Origin of the sequence: Streptomyces caniscabiei (assembly GCF_014930365.1) — a bacterium.
GTDB lineage: Bacteria > Actinomycetota > Actinomycetes > Streptomycetales > Streptomycetaceae > Streptomyces > Streptomyces caniscabiei.
On the sequence record NZ_JABXWI010000003.1, the window covers coordinates 54,262 to 70,121 of the forward strand.

At 72.8% G+C, this 15,860-nt stretch carries 18 protein-coding genes; 5 read left to right on the plus strand and 13 right to left on the minus strand.

What is annotated here, in order from left to right; all coding sequences use genetic code 11:
- The first annotated feature begins 28 nt into the window (after positions 1–28).
- Entirely contained in the window at positions 29–1,213 is a 1,185-nt protein-coding gene (locus HW837_RS08685) for a magnesium and cobalt transport protein CorA (RefSeq protein ID WP_193380989.1), read from the plus strand.
- Between the two features lie 12 nt (positions 1,214–1,225).
- On the opposite strand, the gene HW837_RS08690 is transcribed toward HW837_RS08685, so the two are convergent.
- The 7 genes from HW837_RS08690 to HW837_RS08720 all read right to left on the minus strand — a co-directional run bounded on the left by HW837_RS08690 (position 1,226) and on the right by HW837_RS08720 (position 8,383).
- Positions 1,226–1,981, minus strand: a complete 756-nt coding sequence (locus tag HW837_RS08690; protein ID WP_093791226.1) for a class I SAM-dependent methyltransferase — start codon at positions 1,979–1,981, stop codon at positions 1,226–1,228.
- A 49-nt stretch (positions 1,982–2,030) separates the two neighbouring features.
- Complete coding sequence (locus HW837_RS08695) at positions 2,031–3,230, minus strand: aminotransferase class V-fold PLP-dependent enzyme (RefSeq protein ID WP_196788996.1); 1,200 nt, start codon at positions 3,228–3,230, stop codon at positions 2,031–2,033.
- A 1-nt stretch (position 3,231) separates the two neighbouring features.
- Positions 3,232–4,572, minus strand: coding sequence for a pyridoxal-phosphate dependent enzyme (locus tag HW837_RS08700; RefSeq protein WP_193380991.1), 1,341 nt, complete (start codon positions 4,570–4,572; stop codon positions 3,232–3,234).
- Complete coding sequence (locus HW837_RS08705) at positions 4,569–6,083, minus strand: type III PLP-dependent enzyme domain-containing protein (protein WP_193380992.1); 1,515 nt, start codon at positions 6,081–6,083, stop codon at positions 4,569–4,571. The genes HW837_RS08700 and HW837_RS08705 overlap by 4 nt, the downstream gene beginning before the upstream one ends.
- A gap of 497 nt (positions 6,084–6,580) precedes the next feature.
- Positions 6,581–7,132 carry a GNAT family N-acetyltransferase gene (locus HW837_RS08710; protein ID WP_045559662.1) on the minus strand — a complete coding sequence of 184 codons (552 nt, stop codon included), beginning with the start codon at positions 7,130–7,132 and terminating at the stop codon, positions 6,581–6,583.
- Positions 7,133–7,265: 133 nt separating this feature from the next.
- Positions 7,266–7,748 (minus strand): DUF2267 domain-containing protein, encoded by a 483-nt coding sequence (locus HW837_RS08715; protein WP_093791230.1) that lies wholly within the window; start codon positions 7,746–7,748, stop codon positions 7,266–7,268.
- Positions 7,749–7,948: 200 nt separating this feature from the next.
- A complete protein-coding gene (locus HW837_RS08720) occupies positions 7,949–8,383 on the minus strand; it encodes an Hsp20/alpha crystallin family protein (protein WP_045559664.1) in 435 nt (144 codons plus the stop codon).
- Positions 8,384–8,525: 142 nt separating this feature from the next.
- On the opposite strand from HW837_RS08720, the gene HW837_RS08725 reads away from it, so the two are divergent.
- A complete protein-coding gene (locus HW837_RS08725; protein ID WP_045559665.1) occupies positions 8,526–9,221 on the plus strand; it encodes a hypothetical protein in 696 nt (231 codons plus the stop codon).
- Positions 9,222–9,510: 289 nt separating this feature from the next.
- Here HW837_RS08725 and HW837_RS08730 read toward each other — a convergent pair whose 3' ends face one another.
- Positions 9,511–10,191 (minus strand): HemK2/MTQ2 family protein methyltransferase, encoded by a 681-nt coding sequence (locus tag HW837_RS08730; protein WP_093791234.1) that lies wholly within the window; start codon positions 10,189–10,191, stop codon positions 9,511–9,513.
- A 421-nt stretch (positions 10,192–10,612) separates the two neighbouring features.
- Here HW837_RS08730 and HW837_RS08735 point away from each other — a divergent pair, with 421 nt between their 5' ends.
- Positions 10,613–11,035 carry a CBS domain-containing protein gene (locus HW837_RS08735; RefSeq protein WP_060886883.1) on the plus strand — a complete coding sequence of 141 codons (423 nt, stop codon included), beginning with the start codon at positions 10,613–10,615 and terminating at the stop codon, positions 11,033–11,035.
- A 26-nt stretch (positions 11,036–11,061) separates the two neighbouring features.
- Positions 11,062–11,283, plus strand: a complete 222-nt coding sequence (locus tag HW837_RS08740; protein ID WP_045559668.1) for a DUF6480 family protein — start codon at positions 11,062–11,064, stop codon at positions 11,281–11,283.
- Positions 11,284–11,317: 34 nt separating this feature from the next.
- Here the strand turns inward: HW837_RS08740 and HW837_RS08745 are convergent, their stop codons facing one another.
- Positions 11,318–11,779 (minus strand): ATP-binding protein, encoded by a 462-nt coding sequence (locus tag HW837_RS08745; protein ID WP_045559669.1) that lies wholly within the window; start codon positions 11,777–11,779, stop codon positions 11,318–11,320.
- A gap of 217 nt (positions 11,780–11,996) precedes the next feature.
- Here HW837_RS08745 and HW837_RS08750 point away from each other — a divergent pair, with 217 nt between their 5' ends.
- Entirely contained in the window at positions 11,997–12,359 is a 363-nt protein-coding gene (locus HW837_RS08750) for a hypothetical protein (RefSeq protein WP_045559670.1), read from the plus strand.
- Positions 12,360–12,436: 77 nt separating this feature from the next.
- Here the strand turns inward: HW837_RS08750 and HW837_RS08755 are convergent, their stop codons facing one another.
- From HW837_RS08755 to HW837_RS08770, 4 genes are all read right to left on the minus strand, one after another.
- The gene (locus HW837_RS08755) at positions 12,437–13,402 is read right to left on the minus strand and encodes a YihY/virulence factor BrkB family protein (protein WP_045559671.1); all 966 of its coding nucleotides are present in this window, start codon (positions 13,400–13,402) and stop codon (positions 12,437–12,439) included.
- A 10-nt stretch (positions 13,403–13,412) separates the two neighbouring features.
- The gene (locus tag HW837_RS08760) at positions 13,413–13,838 is read right to left on the minus strand and encodes a DUF6003 family protein (RefSeq protein WP_045559672.1); all 426 of its coding nucleotides are present in this window, start codon (positions 13,836–13,838) and stop codon (positions 13,413–13,415) included.
- 112 nt (positions 13,839–13,950) lie between these two features.
- The gene (locus HW837_RS08765; RefSeq protein ID WP_193380993.1) at positions 13,951–14,697 is read right to left on the minus strand and encodes a DUF1775 domain-containing protein; all 747 of its coding nucleotides are present in this window, start codon (positions 14,695–14,697) and stop codon (positions 13,951–13,953) included.
- 175 nt (positions 14,698–14,872) lie between these two features.
- Positions 14,873–15,577 carry a hypothetical protein gene (locus HW837_RS08770; protein WP_045559918.1) on the minus strand — a complete coding sequence of 235 codons (705 nt, stop codon included), beginning with the start codon at positions 15,575–15,577 and terminating at the stop codon, positions 14,873–14,875.
- Positions 15,578–15,860 lie beyond the last annotated feature (283 nt).

Below are 15,860 nucleotides of genomic sequence, written 5' to 3' on the forward strand. Positions count from 1 at the left end.
AGTCCGCGCACCTCGGGAGGCATCCGCGATGGCCGATCGACGCGCCCGCCCACCCGCGAAGAACACCGGCCCCGCCGCCAAGGGCGGCCGGAAGTCCGTCTGGCGCCGTGCGCTGCCCCCTTCGCCCCCACCGCCCGCCGGGCCGGCGAGCCCGCACCAGGACCCGGGGCCGTCGACCTCGGCCGAGCGCGTGGCCAGTGTGGTGGAGGCGGCCGTGTACCAGGACGGGGTGCGCGTCTCCTCCCCGGCCACGCTCGCGGACACGTTCCGTGAACTCCGCGAGGCCCCGGCGGGCATGGCGTGGATCGGGCTGGCCCGCCCGACGGAGGCCGAACTCCTTTCCCTGGCGGCTGAGTTCGACCTGCATCCGCTGGCGGTCGAGGACGCGATGGAGGCGCATCAACGCCCCAAGCTGGAGCGTTACGGCGACACCCTGTTCGTCGTCCTGCGCGCCGCGCGCTACCTCGACGCACAGGAGGAGGTCGACTTCGGGGAGCTGCACGTCTTCGTGGGGCCGGACTTCGTGATCACGGTCAGGCACGGGGCGGCGCCCGACCTCTCGGCGGTGCGGCGGCGGATGGAGGAGTCGCCGGAACTGCTGAAGCTGGGCCCCGAGGCGGTCCTGTACGCCATCCTCGACGCGGTGGTCGACGGGTACGCGCCCGTCGTCGCCGGTGTGCAGAACGACGTCGACGAGATCGAGACGGAGGTCTTCCGGGGCGACCCGAAGGTCTCCCGCCGCATCTATGAACTCTCGCGCGAGATGGTCGAGTTCCAGCGCGCCACGCGCCCCCTCGTCGGAATGCTCCACGGCCTGATGGCCGGCTTCACCAAGTACGAGACGGACGAGGAACTCCAGCGCTACCTCCGTGACGTGGCCGACCACGTCACCCACACCAGCGAACGCGTCGACGGCTTCCGCCAGGCCCTCACGGAGATCCTCACGGTCAACGCCACCCTCGTCACCCAGCAACAGAACGCGGAGATGCGCGCCCTGGCGGAGGCGGGCTTCGAACAGAACGAGGAGATCAAGAAGATCTCCTCGTGGGCGGCGATTCTCTTTGCTCCCACGCTGGTGGGAACGATCTATGGCATGAACTTCGAGAACATGCCGGAGCTGGGCTGGACCTTCGGATACCCCTTCGCGATCGGCCTGATGGGGGTCGTCTGTGGCAGTCTGTACGTCATTTTCAAGCGGCGGGACTGGCTCTGAGTTCTCTCGCGGTCAGCGCAGGGCCGCCAGGACGTGGCTGGGGCCCACCTGCCAGACCGGGCCTACGTGTTCGAATCCCGCGTCGCGCAGCAGGGTGACGTGGCCGGAGAGGGTCAGGTCGTTGCCTTCGCAGTGGGGGCGTCCGGTGTCCGCGCGGTGTGCGAGGAGGCGGGCGAGTTCCGGGTCGGCGGCGGCGCCGGCCCACCAGGAGTCCCAGTCCTCGACGAGGGGCACGGCGGTGCGTTCGCTGCGGCGGCGGCCGATGTCGAGGGCCAGCTCGGAGACCTTCGTGGAGTCCGGGCTGATGTGGTCGCCGTTGATCAGGATGCCGCCGGGCCGCAGCAGCCCGGCGAGTTCCCGGTAGACGCGCCGCAGGGTCTCCGTGCCGAGGTAGTGCAGGGCGGTGGTCGACACCACCGCGTCCACCGGGCGCTCCAGGGCGAGTGCGTCGAGCCAGCCGGGTTCGCCGATCACCGTTCTGACGTACCGCAGGGCGGGGCCGTAGTGCGCGATGCCCAGTTCCAGGAGGAGCGGGTCCGCGTCGACCGCGAGCACGTCGGCGGTCGGCAGGCGGGCGGCGAGCCGGGCGGCCAGGCACCCCGGGCCGCTGCCCAGATCGAGGACGAGCGGTACGGCGCGGTCGCGTGTCACATGCTCGACCAGATCCGCGATGACCTCGAACCGTTCCTCGCGGTCGACCGCGTACAACTGCTGCTGGCGTTCCCAGCGCTCCACCCAGCGCGCCGCCGTCGTCGTACTCAGACCCATGCCTGTCGCACTGCCCCCGTCTCCGGAACCCGCATCCTGTTAATGGAAATCATTGCAGACTGGCGAGGGTGGTGAGCAGTCCTTCGATCTCCTCAGGGGTGTTGTGCACATGCAGGCTCACCCGTACCGAGCCGTCCTCCGGGTCGCGGCCCGCCTGGCAGTGGCCGTCGGAACGCACCATGAACCCCCGGCTGAAGAGGATGAACCCGAGGTCCTGCGATCCGATCTCGCGGTGCCGGAAGGTGACCAGGCTGCGGCGCCGCTGCACCTCGGTGTCGGCCCGGAGGCTCGTGCGGCAGCCGAGCACCTCGTAGGCGTCCATCCGGGCGAGTCCGTCGGTCAGCAGGGAGGTCAGCGCCACGGTCCAGCGTTCGATCCGGTCCGGCCCGGCGGCGCTCAGCCAGTCGAGCGCCGCCGCCAGCCCCGCGACCCCGACCGTGTTGGGGGTGCCGCTCCAGCCGCCGGGCCGGAGTGCCGGTCCGCGCCGGCCGCGCGCCCAGACCGCGCCGGAGCCGGGCAGGGCCAGCGTCTTGTGGCCGGAGAACACCAGGAAGTCGACGTCGAGTTCGGCCACCGAGACCGGCAGGTGCCCGACGCTCTGGGCGGCGTCCAGACAGATCGGCACGTGCGGCCCGACGACCTGCCGGACCCGGTGCACGTTCATGTCGACGCCGTGGACGTGGTGGACGTGCGTGGCGGCCACGAAGCGGGTGCGGGGGCCGACCAGCGCGGCGAGCGCGCGCGGATCGTAGTCGCCGGAGGAGGCCTGGTAGGGCAGTTGCCGGACATGGACGCGTACGCCCTGCCGGGCCAGCAGCTCGGCGGCCTCCAGCCACGGCGACAGGTTCGCCTGGTGGTCGGCGTGCGGGACGACGATCTCGTCCCCGTCGGCGAGGAAGGCGGGCAGCCAGTCCAGCGCGATCATCCGCAGCCCGGCCGTGGTCCCGCTGGTGAAGTGGACCGCCGAACTCTCCGGGTCGGGGTCCCCCAGGAACCGTTTGACCTGCTCCCTGGTGTTCTCCACCAGCGCCGTGGTGGTGTTGGCCCACGGGTAGGAACCTCGGCCCGCGTTGGCGTTGGTCGTGGTCAGATACGTCTGTACGGCTTCCAGGACGGGCCCCGGTTTCTGGCTGGTGGCCGCGCTGTCCAGGTAGGCCAGGTCCGGGTGCGCGGCGATGATCGGGAACTGGGCGCGCAACGGCCCCTGCCACGCCGCCAGTTCCGCCAGCTCCTCGGCGGGGTCGCTCATCTCAGTCACGCACCAGGGGGGCGCCCGCGTCCCGCCAGGCGATGACGCCGCCGGACAGGCTGCGCACATCGGGGTGGCCCATCCGGGTGAGCAGGGCCGCGTACCGGGCCGACTTCTCGCCGACCGGGCAGGCGAGCAGCACGGGCTGGCGCCTGCCGAACGGCAGCCCGCCCCGGACCAGTTCCTCGAAGAGTTCGTCGACGATGTTCACCGAGCCGTCGATGTGCAGCGCGGCGTACGCGAAGGGACCGCGCAGGTCGATCACGAGGGGGCGCTGCTCGGCGATCCACTTCTGGGCCTCCTCGACGTCGATGACCTTCGCCGAGCGGATCTCGCTGTCGGTCGGTGCCGCGAGCGCGTTGCGCGCCGGGGGGCGGCCCAGCAGGTCCGGGCGGCGCTGCCGGACGTAGCCGAGATAGCTCTCCACCCGGTCGCAGACGATGAAGACGGCCGTCTTCCGCTCCGTCGACCCGGCGTCCGCAGCCGTCAACTCGGCGTCCACGGCGGCGAGATGGCGGACGGCGCCGAGGTAGGCCGCCCCGCCGGTCGGACCGGCGAGCAGTCCGCAGCGGCGGAGCAGGGTGAGCATGCCGTCGATGGCCTCGTCGGCGCTCACCGACTCCAGCGTGTCGTAGGTGGCCGGGTCGAAGATGCCGACCTCCTGCACCTCGTCGACGGTACGGATGCCGGGGATGAAGTCCCCCTTGCGGCCGACCAGTCCGACGACGCGCACCGCCGGGTCGTGCGCGCGCAACGCCCGGGCGACGCCGGTGGACGATCCGGCGGTGCCCACGCAGGCGATGAACCAGTCGGGGGCGCGGCCGTCCAGGTCGGCGATGATCTCCGGGCCCGTTCCGGTGGCGTGAGCCTCGGTGTTGAGGGCGTTGAAGTACTGGTCCGTGTGCAGGTGGGCGCCGCCCGGGCGGTTCAGCCGCTGGTGGAAGAGGGTGAGAGGGTCTTCGGTGTCGGTCGGGTCGAGACATTCGGTCTGGCCGGGGAGTTCCTCGATCTCGGCGCCGAGCAGCAGGAGCAGGTCTTTGATCTCGGGTACGCGCATCCGGTTGGTGACGCTCTTGAACGGCAGTCCGTGCAGGCCGGCGATGAGAGCCAGGGCCTTGGCGGTGTTGCCGCTGGACAGCTCGACGATCGTCTCGCCGCGCTCCTTGGCGCCGGCGATGTCCTGCCGGGTCATGCTCCAGGCGGCCCGGTCCTTCAGCGAGCCGAAGGGGTTGAGCATCTCCAGCTTGGCGTAGAGGTCGATGTTGCGCAGGCCGTGGACGGCCGGGTCGATACGGACCAGCGGTGTGTCACCGATGGCGTCGGTGATGGTGTCGTACCTCATCCCTGCGGACCCCCCGTGCGGTCGAGCGGCCAGTACTCCTCGTCCAGGCACCACCGCCACCGGCCGCCCTGCCGGTGGACGGCCACCTTGCGGGCGACGGGCTGCTGTTGGGCGTGCGTGGCGCCGAAGTCCATGCAGTAGCCGGCCGTGTTGACGAAGGCGAGGAGGTCGCCGGGGCGCGGGAGCCGGGGCAGGAAGACGGTGCGGCGGGTGATCAGGTCCGCCTCCAGGCAGAGGTTGCCCATGAGGTGGACGGCGACCGCGCCCGCCGTGTCGTCGCCGGAGCCCGACGGGGTGCCGCCGGAGCCCGTCGGGGCGTCACCGGAATCCGTCGGGTCTCGGGACAGGACCAGGGGGTCCAGGAGCACTCCGTGGTCCTCCAGGCCGACGTCGCCCGCGTTCATCGCGAGGCGCACCAGGTACGGCCCCGTGTCCATGGGCCGGACCTCCAGGACCCGGCCGAGGGTGAGGCCGCACTGGTCGACCAGGGCGCGGCCGGGCTCGACACAGAGGTCGTACAGGCTCTCCAGCAGCAGGACACCCAGGGGGCGCCCCAGGCTCGGCGAGGGGTACGAGAGCAGTGCGTCGAGGTACGCGGCCCCGGCGACGGGGCGATGGGCGGGGTAGAGGCTCAGCGCGCCCCTGAGGGTGCCGTTCTCGGCCCGTAGGCCGTAGCCGTGGCCGCCCCAGGTCAGGGGTGGGCGGCTGCCCATGACGGCGGCGGTGAGTTCGGTGGTGTAGCGCTCCCACTGGGCCGCGTGCGCCAGGTAGTCGATACCGAAGCCGCCGCCGACGTCGATGGCGCGCGGCTGGAAGCCACGGATCCGCAACTCCTCCATGGCCCGGAGGCATCCGTCGAGCGCGGCCGCCTTCTCGTCGAGGCTGGTGGTGTCGAGGTGGTAGCCGACGCCGATCGGGTCCAGGACCTGCCGGTGGCGTTCGAGGATGTCGAGCAGGAGGTGCAGGGATTTCACCGAGGTGCCGAAGCGGCTCCGGCGCGAGAGCCGTCTGGCTCCGGCCGCCTCGAATCCGGAGAGGCGCAACAGCACGCGCAGGGGCGGCAGTTCGTGGGTGCGGACGAGGTCGGCGGCCTGCCGGAGTTCCTCGGGGCCGTCGACGTTGAGGACGGCCCCGGTGCGCGCGGTGAGCCAGAGGAAGTCCGGGTCCTTGGGGCCCGTCGCCATGATCCGGTCGCCGGCGAAGCCGGATCCGAGCGCGTGCTGGAGTTCACGGAGCGAGGCGGCGTCCAGGGAGGCGTCCGTCGTGGTGAGCCGGCGTACGAGGGAGCTGGAACGGTTGGCCTTGTGGGCGAAGTAGATCTGCCCGCCGAGGCGGTGGCGGTCGAAGACCGAACGGAACTGACGCAGATTGTCGGTGATCCGGTCCGGCAGGACGATGTTGAGGGGTGAGCCGAGCGCGTCCACGAGGGTGTGGAGGAGTGGAGCCGACTCCAGGAGCGCCGCTGTGGGCGGTGCCAGCCGCGGCTCCAGGTACAACGGGTCGTCGCTCATACCAGCGCTTCCTCCCGCCGAGGAGTACGTACCGGTGTCGGCAAACAGCCATGACGACCCTAACCAGCACCGGCCCCTCTCAATCCGGCACGGCCGAAGGGGAGCCGTTTCCGACTGCTTCCGGCTGCCGGACGGCTGGAACGGGACGGTCGGGGCGGGGCCGGACGAGGCGGAGGGGAGGGTGGGGGCGGGGAGGGTCGGGAGGGGCCGGGGTGCTTCGCGGCGGGGCGGGAGGCGCGGGGGCAGGGGCAGGGTCGGCGGGGCGGGCGAGGTCGGCGGGCCGGGATGCGTCGTGGTGGGGCGGAGGTGCAGGGGCAGGGCGGACGCCGTGGGGGCCGGGATGGACCGGTGACAGGGAGATGCCCGGCAGGTCCGGTCGGCCGGGAGATCGGGGGGCCGGGCTGGATCGGGTGGCCGGGCTGAATCGGGGTGGGCCGGGCTGGATCGGGGTGGGGCGGGGACGGGTGGGTGCGGTTCAGAGGGTGAGGTTCGTCAGGTCAGAGGGTGAGGCTCATCAGGATCGAGTCCCGGTCGTCGCCCGGCGCGATCCGCAGCGCGCCGGGCCATCGGCCGACCTCCACCCACCCGACCTTGCGGTAGAAGTCCTCCAGGCCGACACCGCCCCGGGCGGAGAGCGACAGCCGCTCCAGGCCCATCTCGTCCCGCGCGATGTCACGGACGCGGTGCATCAGCGCGACGCCGACGCCCCGGCCGCGATGGCGTGGACGGGTCTGGACGTGGTTGACCGTGCCGCAGTGCGCGCCCAGGGGGTGCGGTTCGCGGCGCAGGATCAGCCAGCCCGCGAGCGAGCCGCCGACGGTGGCGACGAGCAGTCTGCCGTGGCCCGGGTGCAGCCGGCGGACGAGCCCGTCGACCACGGGGGCCACGTCCCGGGCGCTGACCGGCAGCGGCGGGAACTCGGTGGCGAGCACCGCGCCGCCCGCGTTGGCCACCTCTCCCCAGCAGTCGACGATCTCCTGTCTGAGTTCACCGGTGACCTCGTCGGGGCACGTCAACTGCAGCAATTCCGGAGCTCCGTGGGCCGTCATGCCTTCAGCCTTCCAGAGGAGCGGGCGCCGGCACACGTCCACGAGGCCCTGGCCCGGCGTGTCCGCCTCCCCCCGACGGGTCGGCCGCGGCGCCGCGTCCTCGGCTCCGCCGGGTGGGGCGGCGCCCGGCGCTTCAGAGGGGCGTCGCGCCGGTCGGGGCTCCCGCGCCCACCAGGGACGCCGTGGGCGCCTGGGTGAGTTCCGCGCGGCCGAACAACAGGGCGTAGCCGGGCGGGAGTTGGGCGAGGATGCGGTCGAGGAGGTCGTCGCCCGCGAGCTGCGCGACGATCCGCAGGACGGTCCCGGTGTCCCAGCGGGTCGTGGCCGCCGTACCGCCCGTGCGCGACGCCAGGTCCTTGACGAAGCCCCAGCCGGTGACGGGTTCGGGGTCGGGGATCTCCGCCGTGAAGCAGCGAGCGGCCTCGTGGGGCAGTCTGGCCGCGAGTTCCACGCGCTCGTCGCCGGTGAGGCGGCGACCGAAGGCGGTCAGTACGGCGCGTACGGCCTCCTCGGCCCGTGCGCGGGTGGGGTAGGCGCCTTCGTAGCGCACTCTTTCCAGCAGCTGCTCGAACGTCATGCCCGCGGTGTGCCGGCACGGCTCTTGCAGGGAGAACATCGTGAAGCGATTGCCTTTCTCGTCCGAGGGGGGCGCGTCCGTGGGGGCGCGATGGGGGGCGAGGGGGGCGGCGGCCGGGGACTGAGCCCAGGCCGCCGGTGGGACGGGCCGAGGACGGCGTGGGGGACGGGGGGCGGGCGGAGGACGGGCGGAGGACCCGCGGAGGCGCCCGCCCTCTGTACCGCGCGGCCGACCGGAGGTCAGCCGCGGATCTCCCGGTGCGCGGTGCCGCCGCCGATGGCGACCTTGCGGGGCTTGGCGCGCTCGGCGATCGGGATCCGCAGAGTCAGCACACCCGCGTCGTAGTCCGCCCTGATGTGCTCGGTGTCCAGGGTGTCGGCCAGCACGACCTGGCGGGAGAAGACACCCAGGGGACGCTCGGAGAGCTCCATCTGCACGTCGTCGGACTTGGGGACGGGGCGCCGCTCGGCCTTGACGGTCAGCATGTTGCGCTCGACGTCGACATCGATCGCGTCCGGGGACACACCGGGCAGGTCGAGGGCGATGACGTACTCCTCGCCCTCGCGGTAGGCGTCCATCGGCATCGCTGACGGGCGTGACCATGTGCCGGTCGGGTTCAGGAGCTGCTGGGTGAGGCGGTCCAGCTCACGGAACGGATCGGTGCGCATCAACATCGTCAAACACCTCCAGTGTTCGGGTCAGGCACGTTCCTGCCAATGCGTTTCACCTGCCTTCGTTGTAACATGTCATCCAAGTGATGACAAGTGGAAAGTCATCGAGTCGATGACATCGCGAGTGTGTGACGCTGGAGGGCCCATGACCACCGCCGACCGACAGCCGCCCCCCGATCCCGGCGGTCCCACCCCCACGTCCTTTCTCGCGGCGGCGGCGGCGCTGGACACGATCCACGCGGCGCTGCACGCGGCCCGGACTCCTCGGGACGGGGAGCCGGACGGGGAGCCGCCCGCGCCCGAAGCGGCCAGCTCGCAGCAGACGCTGGCCGCGCTGCTGATGCTCCGTGAGGCGCGTGACCAGCTCGCCGAGTGGGAGGCGGGGTTGATCGAGGCGGCCCGGGAGGCGGGCGCCAGCTGGGCCGATCTCGCGCACCCCTTGGGCGTCTCCAGCCGTCAGGCCGCCGAGCGCCGCTACCTGCGGGTGCGCCCTGGGCGTCCCGGATCCACCGGCGAACAGCGTGTCCAGGCCACGCGCGACCGCCGCGCCGCCGACCGCAGCGTCAGTGCGTGGGCCCGCGCCAACGCGGCGGACCTGCGCGGGCTCGCGGGTCGGATCACCGCGCTCACGGACCTCCCGGCCGCCGCGCGCACCCCCGTCGTCGAACTCACCACGGCCCTCGCGGACGACGACGCGGCCGCCCTGATCGCCCCCTTGGCGGACACGCACGCGTACCTGACACCGAGCCACCCCGAGATCGCGGCCCGAGTCGACGACATCACCCGCCACACCGACGGACTCCGCCGCAAGAGCACCGACAAACGCCAGAACCGCCCGTGACCACCCCGACTCCGGCTGCGGGTGGTGTGGGGGCGGCCGGGGAGGAGGGGTGGGGCGAGGTTGAGAGCCGGGCGCTGGGTGGGGGCCGGAGGCCGGCGAAAGCCGGGCCCGCAGCGGGAATTGGGCGGGGGCCGGCACCCGGGCCGGGAACCGGGCGCCCAGCCAGGCTCGACCGCCGAGCCCAGGGCCGGAGGCCGGGTGTCGAGCCCAGGGCCGGGCGTCAGGTCGGGAACCCGGCGGTGCGCCCAGGCTCGGCCGCCGAGCAGCCCGCCTTCTGTGCGCCTCGGCCTCAGGGGCGTTCGGCTCGGATGACCACCAGTTCCTCCTGGGTGTCGTCCTCGGTGATCAGGCCTTGGTGGACGAGCCAGGGGCGGCGGGAGCGGAGTACCGGGCCGTAGGGCACCTCCGCGCGGTCGACGACCGAGGCGCGCAGGCCGGCCTTCTCCAGGCGCCGCAGTGTCGTGTCGGTGCCGCACAGGTCCGAGTGGACGACCAGCAGCGTCCCGCCCGGGCGGAGCATCCGGGGCGCCGTCGCGCAGAGGCGGTCCACGAACACCCGGCCGTCCCGGCCGGCCTCCCATGCCCGGGCCCGCCCGTTGCGCGGGATCCGGTCGGCGGGCGAGGGCACGTACGGCGGATTGCTGATCACCAGGTCGTACGTGCTCCCCGCGACCGCCGTGGTCAGGTCACCGTGCCGGACACGCACCCGCCGACGGGCGAGCAGCGCGTTGACGCGTGCCGTGATCACGGAGAGCCATGAGATGTCTACGGCGGTCACCCGGGCGCCCAGGCGCGCGGCGTGTACGGCGACGGCGCCGCTGCCGGTCCCCAGGTCGAGCACGTCGGTGGAGGGACCGATGTCCTCGCGGCAGAGGGCACGCATGAGCAACTCGGTGTCCCACTGCGGGGCGTACACGCCCGGTGGGGTGAGCAACAGCGTCGACGTCGACACCAGCGTGAGCGCCGCCATCGCTCACCTCCGTTTCCTTGGGCACGACGGCGACACCGCCGCGACGAGCCTCCGACGCCGAGCCGAGCACCCGGCACATCCGCCGATTCACGCCACATACGCCATGCACGCCATACGCGCTGCGCGCGCCACACACGCATCACACGCCTCACGCGCCGCACACGAGTGCCCAGGGTTCTACGGGCCACACGGGTGACTACAGGTGGCTACCGGCGGCCACCGGTAGCTACGGGTGGCTACGGGTGACTACGGGTGGTCGGGCCGCTGAGCCGGAGGCACTCACTTCAGGGGTGGTCGAGTCGGACGAGTGCCCCTGGGGAGCCGTGCGAAGCAGAGGCGTGGTGTTTTGCCGCTTATGGGTACTCGCGGAGCCGAGTGGCGGTGAAGGCGCCGTCCCCAGTTCACGGAGGGATGGGTTCCCATGACTCAGCATGTCAGCGAGCTGATGACAAGCGCCCCGGTGACCGTCGAGCCGCAGACGTCGGTGGCGACCGTGGCCCGGATGATGCGGGACGAGGACATCGGCGCCGTCCTGGTCACCGAGGGCGACCGGCTGCGAGGGCTGGTCAGCGACCGCGACCTGGTGGTCCGCACGCTGGCCGAGGGCGGCGACCCGGGCCGGACGACCGTGGCGGAGGCGTGCAGCGACGACCTCGTCACGGTGGGCCCCGACGACGACGTCCGCCACGCGGTGGAACTGATGCGTGAGCACTCGGTCCGCCGTATGCCGGTCGTCGACGCGGAGCAGCACGCGGTGGGCATCGTCTCCCTCGGGGACCTGGCCATCGAGCGCGACCCCGAGTCGGCCCTCGGCGACATCAGCTCCACGAAGCCCAACAAGTAGCGCGTCCGCCGAAGGGAGCGTGCGACATGACGACCCCTGAACCCGGCCCCCGACGGGCGCCGGGAGTCGACGCACACGGCGGGGTGCCGCCCGGTGAGACCCCGCCCGGCGAAGGGGGGACCTACGGAATCTCCCATCCGGAGCCGCCCGCACCGCGCAGGGGATGGGGGTCGATGTCCCTCGTCCTGATCCTGGTGGTGGTGGCGCTGATGGTGATCGGGCTGGTCGGTATGGCCGTGGTCCTCTGATCGCACGGCGGTGAGCAAGGCCGGTGACGCGCCGTCACCGGCCGCCGCCGGGCGGGTCGGCCAGTGCGATGCGGGCCGTGATGCGCTTGCCGACCGGTTCCTGTTCCACGAAGAGGTCCTCGGTGACGGCCTTGACGATCTCCAGCCCGTGCTGTCCGACCCGGTCGGGATCGGCGCCCCGGGCCGCGGGCACCGTCGGATCGCTGTCCCACACGACGATCTCCACGCTGTCGGCGGTGACGCGCAGCTCCAGGAGCACGGGACCGGGGGCGTACTTGCGGGCGTTGGTGACCAGTTCACTGACCACCAACTGGGTGAGGTCCCGCGCCCGCGCGGAGACGGCCAGCCGGTGATCGGCGTGGGCACGGTCGAGGAACGCGAGGGCGTGATGGCGGGCGTCGGCGATGCAGCCGTCCTCGCCACCCAGGGCGTATCCGGCGCGCATCAGACACTTGTCCGGCCCGCCACAGCCGTCACCGTCGGCATTCGATCCCACGTGTCCCGCCCTCATTCCCCCCTCACATACGCGCCCGTACCCGCGATGGTCCCATCCATGCCACCCGGTCGACCGCGGGAGGGCGGCCCTATCCGGACCGGACGGGCGGTGAAATGGCCCGATTGCGACGCTCGCACCGAGTTCGGACGCGGCTGCCCGGGGCATTCGGACGGCGGAGACGTGCTTGCGCTCATGGAGCCTCAGGGGAGGAGAGGTCATGCATCTGGCACGGGGAGGGAGCGCGGACGGCACCGGGTTGCTGTGGGCCATGGGCGCTCTGGCGCTGTACGTGTTGATCGGTTACGGGTTGCGGTACCGGGCCCGCGTCCGGCGCGGCTCGGGGCGGCCCGCGCGTGAGGCCCTGCGCGATCTGGGGGAGGGGGAGGAACCGCAGCCGCGGCAGCGCTTCGTCAGCCGCATGATCATGCTGTGCGGCGGGGCGGCCACCGGGTTGGTGGGCTACGCGACCGCCGGCGTCGTCCGTGTCGTGGCCGTGGGCCTCACCGCCGTGGTGGGCGTCGCGGCATGGGCGTACTACGACCACCGCACCGAGACGCGTGCCGCCGCCGCGGACCGGTGACCCACCCGCCCCGCCCGGCGTCACGGCCCCGGCTCGGGGCGCCGGCTCCGGCCGGGAACCGAGGTCCCACCCCGAGGTCACGGCCCCGGTCCCGGGTCCGGTCGGACGGCCTCCGTGATTCCCGCCCGGGCGGCTTCGAGCTGGGCGGCGAACGCGATCCCCAGGAACAGCGCGACACCCGTCAGGTTGGCCCACAGCAGCAGGGCGACGAACGCCGTCAGCGGCCCGTACACGGCGCCGAACGAGCCGCTCCTCGCGACGTAGAGCGCCAGGAGCCACGTGGCCGTGACCCACAGGACCAGGTGGACCGCCGAGCCGAACGCCAGCCAGGTGTAGCCGGGCTGGTCCCTGCGCGGGGCCCAGCGGAAGATCACCGCCGACGCGACCCAGGCGAGCAGGACACCCAGCGGCACTTCGAGGGGGCCCCACAGGTCGAGCCAGTCCCGGGACCAGTCGAGGGTCTCCACCACCGCGGTCCCCACGGCGTCCCCGGCGACGAGCACGAGGAACCCCAGGACCATCGGCATGCCCGCCGCGAGGGCGAGCAGCAGGGCCCGCCCGTACTTGGCGAGGAAGGGCCGGTCGCGTTCGACGCCGTAGATGCGGTTGGCGCCCCGCTCCACCTGCCCCATCGCCGAAGCGAGGTTCAGCAGGGCGAAGGCCAGTCCCAGCCACATGGCGACGGCGTTCCACACGCCGGAGCCGGCGCTGCGCGCGGTGGCGTCCAGCGCGTCCTCGACCAGGCTCGCGCTGGCGCCCGGCACGATCCGGCCCACGGTGCGTTCGATGATCCGCCCCACGCTCTCCGTGTGCACGGTGGTGGCCACGCCGACCAGGGCGATGGTGAACGGCACCAGGCCGAGGACCACCTGGAAGGCGAGTGAACGGGAGTGGGAGAAACCGTCCGCGTAGCGGAACCGGGCGAACGCGTCGAGCAGCAGCCGGCGGCCCCCGTAGTGCCTGAGCGCGGTCAGCGCCTCGTCGCCGGACAGTTCCTCCCCGATCATGTCCCGTGTCTGCGGGACATGGACGACGGTCCCCATCGCGGGCGTCTCAGCCGCTCGCCGCGGCGGTCACCGTGTCGGGGTCCATGCCCGTCAGTTCGACGATGCGGTGCGGTGGCACGCCCGCCGCCAGGGCGCGGCCGATCAGTCCGTCCCGGCCCTCCGCGCTGTCGCGGTAGGCGAGCAGTTCCTCCTCGATCCGGGCGAGCGGCTCCGGTGCCAGCCGGTGGCGGACCCGGCTCAGTTCCTCGTCGTTCAGCGGGACGGGCAGCCGTTCCGCCCCCTCGGGAATGGACCCCGTCTCCTCCGGCGGCAGCAGGCGCAGTCGCGCGGAGGTCGGCGTGGTCCCCTGGGCGTCCAGCCACGCGCGAACGGCGGGAGTCTCCATGCAGGCGAGATCCTCGACGGCGGCGGGGGCCACGCCGAGCGGCACGGACTCGTCGTCGAGCAGGAACAGATAGGCGTCGTCGGTCATCCTCGATCCTTTCCCCACGGCTGCTGACCGACATCCGCATACCCCCTCGCGGCCGATTAACCGTCCGGCGGGCCCGGGCTCACCCGAACCGGGCCCGCGTCGGCTCCCGGGGTCAGGCGGTGGTGCCGCGACGGCTCCGGAACCACCACACTCCGCCGCCGACCGCGACGAGGACGGCCGCGCCGATGCCCAGCGGGACGGCCGGGGAGAGACCGTCGTCGCCGTCCGTGCTCTCCGCGGCCGGCTCGGCCGACGGCGTCCGGTCGTCGGACTGGGTCGTGTCCTTCGCGGCCTCGGTCTCGGGAGCGGCGGTCGTGGGCTCCGCGGAGGGCGTGGGGCTGACGGCCTTCGCGCCAGGAGCTGCGGCCTTCAGGTCCAGGCGGGGCGCCGGGTGACCGTGGTGGCCGTCGTCCTCGGACTCCTCCAGTTCGATCCAGCGGTCCACCTTGCCGTCGCTGTAGGACTGGAGCGTCTTGAAGACCAGCGACTTCGCGTCGGGCAACTGCCGTACGGAGACGACGTACTCGACGTCCTCCCCCACCGCGAGCTTGTCGCCCGAGACGGTGTAGCCCCGGCCGGTGGGGGCGAACTTCCAGCCGTCCGGGCCCTTGTCGTAGGTGATGTCGGCGGGGACGAGACCCTCGGGGAGGATCACCTCCAGCTTGGTGATGCCGGCCGTGGCGGACTCCGACGCGGCGGAGAAGGTCAGTTCGACGTTCTGGTCGAGGGCGCGGGCGCCGTCCGCCTCGACCTCCGCGTGGGCCGCGGCGGGCCCCGCGACGGCGACGACGGACGCGAGGGCGACCGCGGTGAGGGCGCCGGTTCGACGCATGGTGCGCAGCAGGGTGGAGCGATGCACGGGGAACTCCCTTGAGGGGGTGGGCTGAAGGCTGTGACGGGACACGGGGCAGCCCCGGCGCACCCGGATCGGCAAAGGGCCGACCGTCGGGTACGGGGGTGCGGTGCTTGCCCGGGGCGGGGAGCCGACAGCGGGGCGTCGTCTCCGCGTGATGTCCCCGGGAAACCGGCTGTCGTCAGGAGGCGACAGCGGTCCCGGCCGGTGGCCCGCGGGAGGTGATCGCGTGGGTGAGGAGACAGCGGTGCGCCACGCGGTCCGTACGGGCGCGGCGGGCGCGGATCCGCGGACGGTACGGCGGCATGGACGGGCTGCGGAGCAGGCGCAGCGGCGCGGTCAGCCAGCCGGCGAACGCCCGCAGGATGCGGAAGGCGGCGCGCTCACCGTGGGCGAGCCAGAGGCCGCAGAGCACCGCGGCCAGCAGATGGGCGGCGAGCATGCCCGTCGAGGGCAGGCCGCCCAGGGCGTGGTCCAGCGCGTGCGCGGGCCCCGCGCCCATGTGGTCCATCGCCGCCGAGGAGGTCGCGGCCCCCGTCGCGTGCTCCATCGGTGCCGCGCCGGGCACGGCGCCCGTCACGGTGCCGGCCGTCCGCGCGGCCCGGCCCGTGGCGCTCCCGGAGTGCCGGACGGCCGTATGGGCGAGCGAGAACATCGTGTGGAGGACGGCCTGGGCCGCGACCGTGGCGGAGCCGACAAGGAGCGGCCCGCGTTCCCGGGCGCCGGACCACCAGGCCGCGCCGCCGGTCACCACCGCGCCCGCGGCCATGGCCCACCAGGGCACCGCCGTCCCGGACATCATGACGTGCCCGAGGGAGGTGAGCAGCACGCAGACAGCCGCGAACACGGCGGCCCTGAGCGTGCGGGAACACCCCCCAGCGGTCATCGAGCCCATCCTCGCAGTCCTGGTCCCATGCGTCACGAGAAGGTACGTGAACGCCCCTGGCCTCCCACTCAATCCAGCCGTTGTGACACACACCACACCGGCTCCGGAAGGAGGCGCGCACCCAGCGGCTGGTCCACGGTCGAGGCGGGCGGCGCGAAGCGGTGCCGCGCGCGGCGGCCTGATGCGGCATCAAGCCAAAGTGGCCCGCGCGGCGCCGGTCGACTTCCGGGATCGGTGCGTCGCTCCTATCTTCGTACGCCGATGGTGGTTACCGACGGTAAGG